The organism is Roseibium sp. RKSG952, assembly GCF_009711355.1.
In genome coordinates, this window is the sequence record NZ_SMMF01000528.1 from 1 (window position 1) to 1,584 (window position 1,584).

General features: G+C 57.7%; 2 protein-coding genes. Both read right to left on the minus strand.

What is annotated here, in order from left to right:
- The coding region (locus tag E1297_RS02005; protein WP_196223131.1) for a porin at positions 1 to 150 on the minus strand (150 nt) is incomplete at its 3' end.
- Positions 151 to 599: 449 nt separating this feature from the next.
- A partial coding sequence (locus E1297_RS02010; RefSeq protein ID WP_155133245.1) for a porin occupies positions 600 to 1,584 on the minus strand: 985 nt, incomplete at its 5' end.

Consider the following 1,584-nt stretch of genomic DNA (forward strand, 5'->3'; position numbering starts at 1 on the left):
GCCCGGGATGTAGTAGAAGCGTGCGCCGTAGGCATCACAGACACGCACGTAATCAATCGGCTCCGGAGCGACCGGAAGATCGGCCGCCTGAGCGCCGGTGGCAGCAGCAGCAGTTGCGGCAGCGCCGAGCATCAAGCTCTTGAGTTTCATTTGTGACCTCCAATCAGTCATGCAATCGACACTGACGTAGCGTTGCGCCAACATTTCAATGTCATGTCCCCGCGAAATCTTCCGCTTTGCTTCGTTCCGGAGGTTGGATGTCCGGAACACACAAGGCGGTGCAGCGTTACGCCGCTCGCAGAACCGACCATACGCAACGTGATTTTTGGTTCAACATGGAAAAGGCCGCCGACGGGGTCTGGCAGCCTGTTTGCAAATCCGGTGTTGCGGCAATGTCACAAATTCGGGGAGCCCATTAAGAAACGGGTAAGATTCGAGCGCGGAAACCGCCCGCTTTTGAACAGGAATGACCATTTCGGGCAGAATCGCTTGAGCCCGGCCCTAAAAAGGGGACGGCCCGGTGGGTTGGAGCCACCGGGCCGCATGACTGACTGGAAGTCTTAAATGAAATCCGTCAGATCTCTAAACCGTCAACCGGATTAGAACGTGCGCTGCAGACGGATACCTGCACGGATGTCGTCCTGGTCGCCAGAACCGTCGGTGTCGGTGTTAGCGTAACCCATGTCAGCACCAATTGCGAAACCGGAGACCGGCTCCCACTGAACGGAACCGTCGATTGCATAACGGGTCACATCATCTGCACCGGACAGATCAAGATCCATGTAGGAACCGTCCAAGGCCAGACCGATGGTTGCAGTTGCCTGGTGGTAGATACCACCGGACAAGGAGTAACCGGTCGAGGTGTTGCCGTTCGAGGAATTGAAGTCGTTGTAGTCACCACCGCCAATGTAGGACAGGGCGCCATCAGCGTACTGTGCCTGGAAGGCGATGTTGGAGTCAGCAGACAACATCGGCAGATTGATGATCACGCCACCACCAACTGCGAAACCGACGGAACCGTCGAGAGATGCGTCAAGCGGACGGACATTGTGCAGAGCACCCATGACCTTTGCAGAACCCCAACCCTGGTCGACGCGCAGGTTTGCAACGAGGTCCGGCCACTTCTGCCCAGCATACTCGTTATCGCCTTCACGCAGAGTTGCATCTTCAAGAGCGACAGTTGCAGAAAAGCCGTTGCCGAAGGCAGCGGTGTAAGCGAACTGAAGCTGAGTCAGGTCGGACCAGTTACGGGTGACAACACCCATGAAGGTCTGGCCTGTGAAGAAGTCGAAGTTCGACGTAGCAAAACCAGCGGTGACGCCGCCCCACTGGATGTAAGCGTCAAACAGCGAGAAGTCAGCGCTGCCGCCGTTGCCGGTGTCCTGGGTACCAACAAGGCTGGTGTAGGTGCGCAGCAGACCGAATTCGGTGTTGGTGCGGCTGTCGAGGTAGAGGTAGCCACGTGCACGGAAGCTGACGTCGTTGGACTCACGGTCGCCCCAAGCGCCATCATCAGCGAAGTTTGCGGTCTTGGCTTCAACGCGGACACGGCCACCAACGCGCAGGCAGGTTTCGGTGCCCGGG